At 40.4% G+C, this 13,682-nt stretch carries 14 protein-coding genes; all 14 read right to left on the bottom strand.

Features of this window, described 5'->3' with window-relative positions; translation table 11 throughout:
* Positions 1-149: 149 nt before the first annotated feature.
* The gene (locus tag NSS70_RS11915) at positions 150-332 is read right to left on the bottom strand and encodes a YfhD family protein (protein ID WP_063386722.1); all 183 of its coding nucleotides are present in this window, start codon (positions 330-332) and stop codon (positions 150-152) included.
* A gap of 103 nt (positions 333-435) precedes the next feature.
* Positions 436-564 carry a YfhE family protein gene (locus tag NSS70_RS11920; RefSeq protein ID WP_339196502.1) on the bottom strand — a complete coding sequence of 43 codons (129 nt, stop codon included), beginning with the start codon at positions 562-564 and terminating at the stop codon, positions 436-438.
* Between the two features lie 83 nt (positions 565-647).
* A complete protein-coding gene (locus NSS70_RS11925; RefSeq protein WP_339196504.1) occupies positions 648-2,960 on the bottom strand; it encodes a DNA translocase FtsK in 2,313 nt (770 codons plus the stop codon).
* A 135-nt stretch (positions 2,961-3,095) separates the two neighbouring features.
* Positions 3,096-3,314, bottom strand: coding sequence for a YlzJ-like family protein (locus NSS70_RS11930; RefSeq protein ID WP_066246452.1), 219 nt, complete (start codon positions 3,312-3,314; stop codon positions 3,096-3,098).
* A complete protein-coding gene (locus tag NSS70_RS11935; RefSeq protein ID WP_066246454.1) occupies positions 3,311-4,045 on the bottom strand; it encodes a ClpP family protease in 735 nt (244 codons plus the stop codon). The genes NSS70_RS11930 and NSS70_RS11935 overlap by 4 nt, the downstream gene beginning before the upstream one ends.
* A gap of 120 nt (positions 4,046-4,165) precedes the next feature.
* Positions 4,166-5,821 (bottom strand): ribonuclease J, encoded by a 1,656-nt coding sequence (locus NSS70_RS11940; protein WP_063386718.1) that lies wholly within the window; start codon positions 5,819-5,821, stop codon positions 4,166-4,168.
* Between the two features lie 187 nt (positions 5,822-6,008).
* Positions 6,009-6,884, bottom strand: a complete 876-nt coding sequence (gene dapA / locus NSS70_RS11945) for a 4-hydroxy-tetrahydrodipicolinate synthase (protein WP_340881689.1) — start codon at positions 6,882-6,884, stop codon at positions 6,009-6,011.
* A gap of 22 nt (positions 6,885-6,906) precedes the next feature.
* The gene (gene dapG / locus NSS70_RS11950; protein ID WP_340881691.1) at positions 6,907-8,121 is read right to left on the bottom strand and encodes an aspartate kinase; all 1,215 of its coding nucleotides are present in this window, start codon (positions 8,119-8,121) and stop codon (positions 6,907-6,909) included.
* A 66-nt stretch (positions 8,122-8,187) separates the two neighbouring features.
* Positions 8,188-9,231, bottom strand: coding sequence for an aspartate-semialdehyde dehydrogenase (asd, locus tag NSS70_RS11955; RefSeq protein ID WP_063386716.1), 1,044 nt, complete (start codon positions 9,229-9,231; stop codon positions 8,188-8,190).
* A 127-nt stretch (positions 9,232-9,358) separates the two neighbouring features.
* Positions 9,359-9,949 carry a dipicolinate synthase subunit B gene (locus NSS70_RS11960; RefSeq protein WP_063386715.1) on the bottom strand — a complete coding sequence of 197 codons (591 nt, stop codon included), beginning with the start codon at positions 9,947-9,949 and terminating at the stop codon, positions 9,359-9,361.
* Complete coding sequence (gene dpaA, locus NSS70_RS11965) at positions 9,933-10,847, bottom strand: dipicolinic acid synthetase subunit A (protein ID WP_340808050.1); 915 nt, start codon at positions 10,845-10,847, stop codon at positions 9,933-9,935. Before dpaA ends, NSS70_RS11960 begins: the two co-directional genes overlap by 17 nt.
* A 157-nt stretch (positions 10,848-11,004) precedes the next feature.
* Positions 11,005-11,265, bottom strand: a complete 261-nt coding sequence (locus tag NSS70_RS11970; RefSeq protein ID WP_063386713.1) for a YlmC/YmxH family sporulation protein — start codon at positions 11,263-11,265, stop codon at positions 11,005-11,007.
* 129 nt (positions 11,266-11,394) lie between these two features.
* Entirely contained in the window at positions 11,395-12,651 is a 1,257-nt protein-coding gene (locus tag NSS70_RS11975) for a M16 family metallopeptidase (RefSeq protein WP_066246458.1), read from the bottom strand.
* A gap of 23 nt (positions 12,652-12,674) precedes the next feature.
* The gene (locus NSS70_RS11980; protein WP_340881693.1) at positions 12,675-13,631 is read right to left on the bottom strand and encodes a polysaccharide deacetylase family protein; all 957 of its coding nucleotides are present in this window, start codon (positions 13,629-13,631) and stop codon (positions 12,675-12,677) included.
* Positions 13,632-13,682 lie beyond the last annotated feature (51 nt).

Genomic DNA, 13,682 nt, shown 5'->3' on the forward strand with positions numbered 1-13,682 from the left:
TGAACTATAAAAATATGCTTGGGATGAAATCTTTACGAACCTATCAGAGATATCCTAAATTATGGAATAATAGTATCTAAAAAGACAACAGAAAATAAATTCTGTTGTCTTTCATCATTATTTTTCAGGCACAGCTTTTGAAACAACCTTTATGTTCTTTTCTGTTGCCTTTTGTCCGCTGCAGCAGAGCGAGCCAATGCTTGAAGATCGTCCTTGTCGGCAAGCTCTCTTGAAAATTCAATACTTTTGCCGTCTGACTTCAAATTTTTTGGCACTTGCGGCAGCTTAGCTTTGTTTTTATCACGCGCTTTTTGCTTATGTGCTCTTCCCATTTTGCGCACCTCCGCAAAGAGGGTGTAGACAGTTGCTTTCACAACATGTCCTATCCATTAGGGTGACATGTTCGGAGCATTTTATAATTGGCATTTTTATGCTTTAATGGCTTTCATGTTTTTCTGAAAAGCCTCCCGCTCTGTCAGCCATTTTAAACTCTCTCGAATAAGTGACTTCTTGGGCGCTGCTCAAACTGCTTTTTGCTTTTTTACGTTTCGCATCTTTTGCCATCCATCGATCTCTCACTTTCTAGTAAATGTAGTTTTAGTATGCCCGTTATTTAAATATTTTTTACATGAAAAACACGAAAATTTTTATGACAAACGTTCCTCCAGCTCTTCTTTAGAAATCAACACTTGGCGCGGCTTGCTTCCCTCATAAGGTCCGACTACCCCTCTCTCTTCCATGGCGTCAATTAATCTCGCAGCTCTTGAGTAGCCGATTCTAAATCTTCTTTGCAGCATGGATACACTTGCACTTTGCATGTCCACAACTAGTTGAACCGCTTCATTATATAATTCATCATCAACATCTCCATGATCCTCGGAATCTTCGTTCGGAATCATTTCTTCTTGATATTGCGCCTTTTGTTGTGAAATGACGTAATTCACGACTTTTTCCACTTCTTCATCTGATAAAAACGCTCCTTGAACACGAATCGGCTTTGATGATCCGACTGGCAAAAACAGCATATCTCCTCTTCCGAGCAGTTTCTCAGCTCCCCCCATATCCAAAATAGTGCGTGAATCGGTTTGGGAGGACACACTAAAGGCAATTCTCGATGGAATATTGGCTTTTATGACTCCTGTAATTACATCAACAGACGGACGTTGAGTCGCAATAATTAAATGAATGCCAGCAGCACGGGCCATTTGTGACAAGCGTGTAATCGAATCTTCTACATCAGAAGAAGCAACCATCATTAAATCAGCGAGCTCATCCACGATGACGACAATAAAAGGAAGCTCAGGCTGCTTCTCTTTTGACAGCGAATTTTGCCTTCTGATCATTTCATTATATCCTTCAATATTGCGCGTTCCAGTATGTGAAAACAGCTCGTATCTTCTTTCCATTTCATTAACTACTTTTTGCAATGCGAGCGACGCTTTTTTCGGATTTGTCACAACAGGAGCCAATAGATGCGGAATCCCATTGTAAACACTTAATTCGACCATTTTTGGATCGATCATCATCATTTTCACTTCATGAGGCTTCGCCCTCATCAAAATGCTTGTAATAATCCCGTTAATGCAGACGCTTTTTCCGCTGCCTGTTGCACCTGCGACAAGCAGATGCGGCATTTTGTTCAGTTCAGCCAGCACCGCTTCTCCAGTTATATCACGTCCTAAGCCGATCAGCAGCTTGGAATCAGGGCGATCGTTCATTTTGGATTCCAGCACCTCGCGCAATGACACCATCGCAATTTCTGAATTCGGCACCTCAATTCCAATTGCAGACTTTCCCGGAATCGGCGCTTCAATCCGAATATCTTTTGCTGCTAAAGCCAGCGCCAGGTCATCGCTTAAACTGACAATTTTGCTTACCTTCACCCCGACATCCGGGTACACTTCATATTTTGTTACAGCAGGCCCTAAATGTACTTGGGTAACCTTTGCCTTCACTCCAAAGCTTTGGAAAGTGCGCTCTAGTTTTCTCGCATTATCGTAAATATTCCGCTTATCGGCATGCTGACCGCTGTATTTTGGAAGAGACAGCAAATCAATCGGAGGCAATTTATAATCTTTGTTTTCTATCTCCTGAAAGGCGATCGGCTCATCCTTTTCTTCAAACGTAATTTGTTCCTGCTTTAAATTATTTTCGGGCTCTTTTTTATCATTTGTCATGATTTCCGGATGGTCTGTAAAACTGGAAATAATCGGTTCAGATGTATTTTCTTCTAAATGTTCATCTTCTTGTTCTTGATCGTCTTCAGCCTGAACCTTATTGGAGCGATGCTTCTTTTGCTTTTTCTTTTGTTTTTTTACTAAGGAAAATAAGTTCTTCATATCATCCACAAAGGCAAAAAATTGTTTTTTGAAAATCCGGCCGATGGACTCAACAATTTTGGAGAGGCTGTTTCCGAGTGATTTTCCGGAAATTAAGATGCAACCAATTATGATCAAGACAATGGAAATAATTCGAGTGCCCCCTGAAGAAAATAAATAGTATGATGCAGCAAAAAAAACGGCGCCGATCATTCCTCCTCCAAGATCTTGAGCGCTTGCCTCCCCGTTTAATTCCTTTAAATACATCTCCCAAGTATTCAATATAACGCTTGGAGAAGCAAAAACTCCTCCCTTTGACAAATTTTCAAACAGCTTCATATGGCTGAGAATTAAAATTGAGCCAACTATAAGATAGATCCCGAGCCATCTTCTCGTTAAAAAATGAGGGAATGTCTTTTTCCAAAATATATATATGGAAAACCATAATAATCCTAGCAAAAAGATAATAAACCATTCTCCAGCGAAGAACCGAAAAAAGGAGACAAGCGCTTTGCCAGCAAATCCAAATTCGCTTAAAGCGATTATCGACAATGATAATAGCAGAAGTCCCGCTATTTCAAATTTTAGTTTATTTTGCCAATCCGTTTTTCTCTTTTTTCGTTTTCTTTTCACTTTTGCCACTTTAATCCCACCTATGTATTATGTAAAACAAGAACGCAGCCACTATTTGGCTGCGAACGACTGTTTGTGTCCATATTATATCATACAAACTTGAATTTAGGTATGCTAGCAACGATGTTGTCTTTAAAAGGAATGTTAGCTTCGAAAAAAAGGTACTTTTTGACCGGGGAAAACAGATTCCAATAAATAATGGTTTGGATTGGTTGAAAGCACTCTGACGATTTGGCATTGATTTTCTCCCGTTTCTTCTATTAATAATGAAATGCCGTTCATCTCAATAATGTGCCTTTTTTGAAAAGCTTCTTGATCTGATGGAAAAATGAGCTCTTCAGGAACAGTCGTGTATAAAATCATTGAAGGATGTCCCCTCCTTTTCCATTCTTTCTTTCCAAAATAAGCTCGTTCAATTTTTTCATCGCGCTTCCTACACCGCCTATTTCATCGATCAAGCCGTACTTAACCGCATCTTGACCGATAACATTTGTTCCAATATCCCTTGTTAAATTTCCTTTTGAAAACATCAGCTCTTTAAATTTATCTTCTGTAATATTGGAATGCTTTGTTACAAAACTAATAACCCGCTCCTGCATTTTATCAAGATATTCAAACGTTTGCGGAACACCAATGACCAAACCGGTTAACCTTATCGGGTGAATCGTCATCGTAGCCGTTTCCGCAATAAATGAATAATCGCATGACACAGCGATGGGCACACCGATAGAATGTCCGCCGCCAAGAACGATGGATACAGTCGGTTTCGTAAGCGAAGCAAGCATTTCAGCGATCGCAAGTCCTGCTTCAACATCGCCGCCGACAGTATTTAAAATGACGAGCAGTCCTTCTATTTTCATATTTTGTTCGATCGCCACAATTTGCGGAATGATATGTTCATATTTCGTTGTTTTATTTTGAGCAGGGAGCTGTATATGTCCTTCAATTTGACCGATAATGGTCAAACAATGAATGTTTGTTTCCTGATCCATTTGCGGAATGTTTGTTTGTCCTAACTGCTGAATTTTGTCAACTACATTTTCGCTTCCCTTTTCCACTGGCTGAACAGTCGGTTGATCAGCATTTCCGTTCATCCCAATCATCCTTTCTTCTTACCGTTATGATGTTAGTATGAACGGAATCCATTTTTTCATGCGGCCAGGAAACCGTTTTAAAAATGTGAAAAAAGCAGGCTTCGTCGGCCTGATTTTTGTCTAAACCTCCATAATAATTGGCAAAATCATCGGGCGGCGCTTCGTTTGCTCATATAAAAATTGATTCAAGACGTCGCGAATGTTTTGTTTCATTGTTGACCAATCCATTGAAACATCTTCCATACAAGACGACAGTGTGTCATGCACCATTTTCGTAGCTTTGGAAATTAAACTTTCAGACTCACGAACATACACAAACCCTCTTGATATAATTTCAGGACCAGCGACAATTTTTTTCATCTCTTTGTTTAACGTAACAACAACAATTAAAATGCCGTCCTGAGATAACAAACGCCGGTCTCTTAGCACGATATTTCCAACATCTCCTACACCAAGCCCGTCAATGAGTACATTTCCAGAAGGTACTTTTGTAACCGTTTTGGCAGATTTAGGGGTGAATTCAACCACATCTCCTTGATCGAGCAAAAAAATGTTTTCTTCGCGTATTCCGATCGATTGCGCAATTTTAGCATGCGCTATTTGCATTTTAAATTCACCATGAACGGGAATAAAGTATTTTGGTTTCATTAAATGTAGCATAAGCTTCAGCTCTTCTTGGCAGCCATGACCAGAAAAAAACGCTTTTTTATCAATCGAAACAACATTGGCTCCTGCTCGAAACAGCAAATCAATCGTTTTCGAATAAATAAGTTCTTGTCCGGGTGTTGGGGTCTGAGCAATTAAAACCGTATCATCGGAAGTTATATGATGTTGCTTGTGAATGCCTTTGGCCATTTTTGAAATTTCCGCAAGCGGATCGAATGAATCGCTTGCACATAGTAGAACAGAGTTTTGTTTTTCAAGCTTTTTTAAATGCGACACCGGAATAAACAAATCATCGTCAGCCTTTAAATACCGTAATTGTCTTGCAAGCTCAATAATTTTGGCAAACGATTTCCCTATAATTGCTATTTTTCTTCCAGTCTCAACTGCGGCATTGAAAATTTGCTGAATTCGGTAAATATTCGTCTCTGCTACAGATACAACAACTCTTCCAGGCGAATTATACATAACATCGTTGATCATTTCTCCGGCAAGAGCTTCGGAACCAGAAAAGCCGGGTCTTTCTGCATTGATACTGTCGGAAAGCAAACAAAGAACTCCGCTATTACCGATTTCCGCCATTTTACCAAAATCAAGAAAATGACTTCCGATCGAGGATTGCTCTAATTTAAAATCGCCTGTATGCACGATCGCTCCCATTGACGTATGGAAACAAACTCCCATAGAATCAGGAATATTTGAGAATGTGCGAAAAAAAGAAACCGTCACTTGAGGAAAATGTACAGGCTTTCGCATATTCACTTCGCGAAAATCAGCGGTAACAGAATATTGCTTCATTCTTTCTTTTGTCAAGGCAATTGTCCATTTCGTTCCGTAAACTGGCGCATTGATATGTTTTAAAATGTAGAAAATCGCACCGATCCGATCCAATCTGCCATTTGTTAAGAAGATGGCCCGAACCCTATCTTTACGTTCAAGCAAATATGTAATATCCGGTATCACCACATCAATTCCGAGCATCTCGTTTTCAGGATATTTCAAGCCGGCATCCACAATAAAAATATCCGAGTCGATTTCGACGATGTACAGGTTTTTTCCGACTTCCCCAACCCCTCCTAAAGCAATAAGTTGAATTTTTTCAGCTTTTTTCATAAGTGTTAGTGATCCTCCCTAAATATCCCCGTCCAAAGCACTTAGCAATATTATACCTGATGAAAGAAATGGAATACAAGTTAATTTATATCAGGCACACTTATCCGAAAAATTAAGCCGCTAGACTCAGCTGTTTTGAATGGGGCAGAGTGGAATTTTTAAAATAAAAAAAGGCTAATCACGATGATCAGCCTAATTCATGGATCACAGCGGCTAATGATGTTCGCTCATCTGTTGTTAACGGAACTAACGGCAAGCGCACCGGCCCAACATCCAGACCTTTTATTTGCAGCGCTGCTTTCACTGGAACAGGGTTTGGCGCCTTAAACAGTTCTTTCATTAATGGGAGAAGTCTTCGATGAAGGCTTCCGGCTTTTTTCACATCACCTGACAAAAAGGCTTGAATCATTTCTTGCATTTCATCTCCTACAACATGGGAGGCTACAGATATGACGCCATCACCGCCTATTGATAATGTCGGCAGCGTTAAGCTGTCGTCCCCAGTGTATAAAGCAAAATCATCTGGCGTTTTCTCGATAATTTTGGCCATATTATCAAGATCTCCGCTAGCTTCTTTAATCGCAACGATATTGTCAATTTCCGATAGACGAATAATCGTTTCAGGCGCGATCGAGGACGATGTTCTGCCAGGCACATTGTAAAGCATCACAGGAAGATGCGTGCTTTCTGCTATCGCTTTAAAGTGCTGATAAATCCCTTCCTGATTCGGTTTGTTGTAGTATGGAGTGACAAGCATAATCGCATCGACGCCGGTTTGTTCCGCCTTTTTTGTCAGTTCTATGGAAGCTCTTGTATTGTTTGTACCTGTCCCTGCAATCACTGGAACTCTTTTATTGACAACAGAAACGACATGTTTAAATAAAGCGAGCTTTTCTTCCGTTGTTAAAGTTGGAGATTCACCCGTTGTTCCAGCCACAACAATTGAATCTGTTCCATGATGGATTAAATATTCTACTAATTTTTCTGTTTTTTGAAAATCAATATTCCCGTTATTGTCAAACGGGGTAACCATTGCAGTTGAAATTCTTCCAAACATACCCACTTGTTCCTCACACCTTTATCGATTATTTTCCAAGATCAAACGCTTTATGAAGTGCATTAACTGCTTGAATCATTTCACTTTCCTTCACAAGCACCCAAATTGTTGTATGGCTGTCTGCCGATTGCAAAATTTGTATCCCTTCCTCCGATAAAGCAGCTACGATTTTGGAAGCGACTCCAGGGACTCCTTGAATGCCTGCTCCTACAATTGAGACTTTTGCACAATGCCGCGTGATCATCGGATCATATCCGATCTCTTTCAAAATTCCAACAGCAAAATCCGTTACATCCCCATGAACAGTATATATGACACTCTTAGGAGTAATATTAAAGAAATCGACGCTAATTCCGCTTGTAGCCATCGCTTTAAAAATTTCTTGATGAAAACGGAAATTCCCTTCTTTTGCATCTACTTTAATTTGCGTGACATCGGAAACATGAGCAATTCCAGTAATTAAACGTTCTTTTATGTCCGCACCTAGTTTGTCCTGATGGTGAGAAGTGATGATCGTTCCTTTCGATTTAGAATAAGTGGAACGAATGCGAATCGGGATTTTGGCTTGCATAGCGATTTCAACCGCACGCGGATGAATCACCTTTGCTCCTTGATAGGCCAAATTGCAAATTTCCGTATACGTCACAAATGAAAGGGGCTTTGCATCCTTAACAATACGAGGATCCGCTGTCATCACTCCTTCCACATCTGTAAAAATGTCTACATATTCTGCTTTTAAAGCTGCTCCAAGTGCTGTTGCTGAAGTGTCACTGCCGCCGCGCCCAATTGTCGTCACATCTCCATTTGCTTGTGCTCCTTGAAAGCCTGCGACAACAACGACATCATTTGTTTCTAGAAGCCCGAGCAGGCGATCACATTTCAATTCTAATATTTTAGCATTTGTATGTTCATTTGTCGTCAAAAAACCTGCCTGCGCTCCGCTTAAAGCTGCCGCTTTTATTCCTTTCCCTTTTAGCATGCTAGTAAATACGACAGAAGAGATGATTTCTCCGCAGGACAGCAACATATCCTGTTCACGTTTGGAAATGGTGTCGATCCCGCCTTCCACAAGGCTGATCAGCGTATCTGTTGCGTACGGATCTCCTTTTCTCCCCATCGCTGATACGACGACGACCACTTTTTTTTTCTCAGACAAGGCTTCCTTTATATGTTCGTACGCATGTCTTCTGCCTTGTTCATCACGGACAGACGTTCCTCCAAACTTTTGAACAACAATGCTCATGATGTTCACCTCTATAAAATAACTAAACAGAAGAGAGCTGATGGCTTCAACTCTCTTCTTTTCACCTTATACTAGTTTCAGTTTAATTAAACTTTCGGCAATTTGTACAGAGTTTAACGCTGCCCCTTTTAATAAATTGTCGGATACAACCCAAAGGTGGAAGCCGTTTGGCCGATCTAAGTCTTTGCGAATTCGGCCTACAAATGTATCGTATTTGCCTTCTGCAAAAGCAGGCATTGGATAAATTTGATTTGCCGGATCATCTTCAAGCGTAACGCCAGGCGCATCTCTTAATACATTGCGAATATCATTTACAGTAACATCGTCCCTGTCGATTTCAATGTAGACTGATTCTGAATGCCCGATGACGACCGGCAAGCGGACGCAGGTCGCTGCAACTTCCAGATCCTTCATATGCATAATTTTTTTTGTTTCATTGATCATTTTCATTTCTTCAAATGTAAATCCATTTTCCTGGAACTTATCAATTTGCGGAATTGCATTAAACGCAATTTGATAATGTTTTTCGTCACTTTTAACAGGTAAAATTTCAGGTACAAACGGCTTTCCTTCTAAAATCGCTTTAGACTGTTCTTTCAATTCCTGGATCGCTTGTGCCCCCGCACCTGATACTGCTTGATAAGTGGAAACAATGACTTTTTTCAGCCCGAACGCTTTACGGATCGGCTGCAATGCAACAACCATTTGGATCGTCGAACAATTCGGGTTGGCAATAATACCGTTATGCCATTTTATATCCTCTTCGTTCACTTCCGGTACTACGAGAGGAACGTTTTCATCCATTCTAAATGCGCTCGTATTGTCGATCACGACCGCGCCTCTTTTGGCTGCTTCCGGTGCAAGCTGCTTCGACACGCTTCCTCCAGCGCTGAAAAGAGCGATATCAACCCCTTCAAAGCTCTCCGGTTCCGCTTTTTGTACTGTGATTGGTTTTCCTTTAAATGTAGCTGTCTTTCCTGCAGATCGTTCGGATGATAACAACGTTAAAGTTTCCACAGGAAAATTTCTTTTTTCCAATGTTTCGATCATTCGTGTTCCTACTGCTCCAGTTGCTCCGACAACTGCTACATGAAAACCTTTTTGAGCCATTTTCTATCTATCTCCTTCCAAAATGCATCAGAGTCGAATAATCATGTATTCGTATTACGTTTAATTGTATCACAGTAGCCAAAAAAAGTGATGAGCGATTTTTCATGAAAGCGTTTTATTTGTTTGATTATTTTTTATGTTCAATAATAACCGGCTGAAGCTGTCTATGTTCAAGCGCATGTTCAACTGTTTCCACTAACCGATCCATATTCGCCACCATTGAATTCGGTTTTTGGTGGGGTGCATCTTGGCCGAACGGAACAAAGAAAATATTTTTTGCCGCCATTAGCTTCATTAAATTTACGCCATTTAACCCGAGAGCATCGTTTGTAGAAATGGCTAGTACAACGGGGCGATGGTTTCTCATAGTCGCTTTTGCAGCCATCAATACAGGAGAGTCCGTCAAGGCATTCGCCAGTTTGCTCATCGAATTGCCGGTCATCGGCGCAATGACCATGCAATCAAGAGGAATTTTCGGACCTAAAGGCTCGGCATCCACGATCGAATCAATTACTTGATTTCCAGTCGCTTCTTCAATTCTTTTGACCCATTCTTCTCCTTCCCCGAATCTAGTTGTTGTCGTCTTTACGGTCGAGGTGACAATTGGCAAAACGTTTGCTCCTTTTTCAACGAGCTTTTGAATTTGCGGAAATACCGCATCATAAGTACAATGAGAGCCTGTTAAACCAAATCCGATCCGTTTACCTTTCACTTCCATTATCCATACTCCTTTCAAGCTGATGCTGTTCAGTTAAAAGGATTGTCAACGCATTCGCCAAAATTTGGCCCGCTGTCCTCGGTGCGACAATTCCTGGAAGACCAGGTGCTAAAATGGCTTTCATACCTCTTTTTTCAGCATAGTGGAAATCGGTTCCCCCCGGCTTTGATGCTAAATCGATAATAAGAGCGTGGACAGGCATAGCTGCCAAAACATCAGAAGACAACACCAACGCTGGAACTGTATTAATGCAAATATCGATCGACGACAATTCGTCCTTCAGTTCACTCAAATGAAACGGCTTCATTCCCATTTCCGTGATCCTGGCCAAATCTTTCTGTTTGCGAGCGCCTACCTTCACATTAGCTCCTAATGCTGCAAAAGTGCGGGCAACGCTCATTCCTGTCCGTCCAAATCCGATAACGGCAATGTTGGAACCATGAATGGTAAAATCAGTATGTTGAATAACGAGCATTATGGTCCCTTCTACTGTCGGAATGGAATTATATATCGCTACATCATCACGGTCCAGTATCGGTACAAGCTTTCGTTTTTCTTTTTCCATTAACTCTTCTAAATATTTTGTGCGTATCCCAGAATAAAAGATGCAATGCTCAGGAGTGGAGGCCACCATTTCTCTTGTCAGTACGATTTCTTCAGCGGAAAAAACTGCTTCGACCTGTCCTTCGCTTCCGGTTCCTGAAACAGGCAATATTACTGCATCCATTCCTTCCAGACTAATATTATGGCTGTTTATTTTCACTGATCCTGTATACCCATGTTCAAGCTGATCAAATCCGATTAAAAATAGATTGGCATCGTGCTCTGATAGCCTTCGGATCACCTCTAGCTGCCGGGCGTCACCGCCAATTACAGCAACGTTTAAGCCAGTTAACATCCTTTTTTCACCTTCTTTATGGCAATTCAGTTCAGTTTCGAAAACCATAATTAGCTCCCTGTTTTAAGCATATTATGTAGGTGGCAGTCGATAGGTGAATCGCATCGAAAAATTGCCAAAAAAAATAAAGCCGGCTTCTTTAGCCGGCGGATCTTCATTAGTCATCAATTTTATTTAAGGAATTTTCCGGTACGTCAATAATGATCATATCTTGACCAATTTTTTTGATATGCTCCCACGGTACTCGAATATCATGTCCTTGTTTCCTTAAACCGAACCACTTTAAAGAAGGAATAATAAGCGCCGTGATTTGTCCAGTTTCCGCATTGATTTCAAAGTCTGTTTGACCGAGCACGCCTAGACGTTCCGCTCGTTTTACATCGACGATTTCTTTTCCGCTTAACTCGGATAAACGCATAGTATTGGCTCCCCTCTTTCATTATAAATATACGAACATATTCACAGGCAGAGATTGATTCGAAACTGATGAACATAGCTTTCCATACATGTATACGTTTTTGGCAAATAAAAAATGCCCGCCAATCCATCATAGCAGGCATTTTAATTCTGGAATTGCAGAAGAAAGATTCTCTTCCGGACTAATTAAAGATACAGCATATTCATCTGTAAAAATATGTTGAATAAGTTCATTGACGCTCATGATATCAACACGGTTAACCGTTTCGATAATTTCATCCAAAGATCGATGTTTGCCTAAGAGCAGCTCATTTTTGCCGTTTCTGCTCATTCTTGCATTTGTACTTTCAAGGCTAAGCATTAAATTCCCTTTAATTTGTTCTTTTGAATGCATTAATTCTTTTTCAGTAATACCGCTTTTCTTCAATTTTTCAATTGTTTGAAAAATCGTTTCAAATAAAATATTCAGCTGGTTTCTTCCAGTCCCACCGTAAATTGTGAGCACTCCGCTGTCTTCATATGAAGTGTGGTAAGAGAAAATAGAATAAGCAAGCCCTTTTTCTTCCCTCACCTCTTGGAACAAGCGGCTTGACATGCTCCCGCCCAAAATATTGTTTAACACAATTAAGCTGTAAATGTCGTCATGACCGACTCTCAACCCTTTAAATCCAATGCAGAGATGCGCTTGCTCCGTCTCTTTTTTCTTGGCGATTTTTTGGTCCAAAAAAACCGGTTCCTTATATTTTTCTTTTTTATGAGACGACTTAAAATTGCCGAACCATTTCTCAACCTCTTGAATAAAGCTTTCTTGAACGTTTCCAGCTACTGAAATGACGATATTGTCAGGAGTATAGTATTTTTCCATATAGCTTTTCAACGCATCGCCGGTAAAACTAGATAAAGTTTTTTCTGTGCCTAAAATCGGATAGCCAAGCGGATGATCGCCAAACGCAGCCTGGCTTAGCAAATCGTGCACAATATCGTCTGGAGTATCTTCATACATTTTGATCTCTTCGAGAACAACATTTCGTTCTTTGTTTAATTCTTCTTCTTCAAATACTGAGTTGAAAAACATATCAGCCAGCACTTCAAGTGCATAATTTGCATGCTCATCGAGCACTTTTGCATAATAGCAGGTGTATTCTTTTGAGGTGAAGGCATTCACCTGACCGCCAATTTTGTCAAAAGCTTCTGCAATTTCTCTAGCTGTTCTTTTTTCTGTTCCTTTAAAAAACATATGCTCTAAAAAATGAGAAATACCGTTTGTTTCTTTCGTCTCGTTTCTAGAACCTGTGCCAATCCAAACTCCGATAGCAACGGAGCGAACAGTCGGAATGGATTCTAAAATGATTCTAACACCATTTTGGCATGTATATTTCTTGATCAAATTGTAACCCCCTGTTCTTCCAATCAGTCAAGACGTTTTTCATCCAGCAGACTAGAAAGTGAACCGATGGAAAGATTTTTTTCTTTAATCTTTTTAATTAATGAATCTAGACTCTCTGCGGTCGATGACGTCGGATGCATTAAGATCATGGCGCCGTTATGAATTTTTGACATCACTCGATTGATTAACGTTTCAGGCCGCGGCTTTTGCCAATCAATCGTGTCAACAGACCACATGATCGTTTCCATGTTCATTTCTGCCGCTATATCTACGACCTCCTTGCGAAAGCTGCCGCTTGGAGGCGCAAACCATTTCACGTTTTTTCCTGTCGTCGCTTTGATGATTTTGTTCGTCTCTTCCATCTCTTGTCTAATTCTTGCAGACGGCAGGCGGGCCATATCTGGATGCGAGTATGAATGATTTCCAATTTCATGGCCGCTTTCTACAATCATTTTAGCCAGTTCAGGATTTTCTTTTACCCATCTTCCTTCTAAAAAAAACGTCGCTTTGACATGGTGCTTTTTCAGCACGGCCAACATTTTAGGAAGATACTCATTTCCCCATGCAACATTTATTAAAAAGGAAACCATTGGCTTATCCGGATGTCCACGGTAGATCGCTTCGTTCGGCAAATCGCTTAAATGAACAGAAGGCGGAATTTGCTTGAATACAAGAAGCTTTGGATCAAAAGAACCCTTTTTCTTCATTCTTTTATACGATGCGTCAATGTCGACTGATCGCCCATTATAACCGGGCGTTTTTTTCCAAACTCTATGTATTTCAGCATTTTCCGGAGGAATTTCATACTCTTTTGCTTTGGCAACGATTTCTTGATACAACGAATCTCCGCCAGATACAGCGAATTCATGTTTTGCTTTTAATTGCTGGAGAAAGATCAATGTATAACGATTATCCAATATGACATAAGAAAAAAGTATGATCAATATAAAAATGGCTATTTTCCCTTTTTTTCGCTTCATCGCAACATCCCCTTTTTCACTTATAAAACTATGAAAAAAGGGGACAAGATA

The sequence above is a fragment of the Aeribacillus sp. FSL K6-2848 genome, from assembly GCF_038004325.1.
Classification (GTDB): domain Bacteria; phylum Bacillota; class Bacilli; order Bacillales; family Aeribacillaceae; genus Aeribacillus; species Aeribacillus composti.